The organism is Halomonas sp. SIMBA_159 (genome assembly GCF_046536035.1).
Classification (GTDB): domain Bacteria; phylum Pseudomonadota; class Gammaproteobacteria; order Pseudomonadales; family Halomonadaceae; genus Vreelandella; species Vreelandella venusta_A.
In genome coordinates this window covers 1-236 of record NZ_JAWJBT010001615.1, presented here as the reverse complement: position 1 = coordinate 236, position 236 = coordinate 1, and the positions used below count along the sequence as shown (strand labels likewise).

The 236-nt window shown below is 57.2% G+C and carries 1 protein-coding gene; it reads right to left on the bottom strand.

The features are described 5' to 3' along the window. A partial coding sequence (locus tag R0J87_RS24680; RefSeq protein ID WP_498889672.1) for a DUF84 family protein occupies nucleotides 1–236 on the bottom strand: 236 nt, incomplete at both ends.

Genomic DNA, 236 nt, shown 5'->3' with positions numbered 1-236 from the left:
GCCCCCTTGTTGTTTCACATTCTGCTGCTGAAACATATCATCCATCACATCCCCCAGTTCTTCTCCGTCATGCAGACGGGCCAGCGCTTTGGGCGGCAGAGGCAGCGAGGCAGAACGGGATTCACCCCGCTGATTGCCGTTATCTATCACCATCCAGGCAAACGTCGCACAGCCATCAAGCCCGGCTTCCAGACTGACGTAATAATCCGCGCCAGGCTGCAGTTCCCGGGCATGTA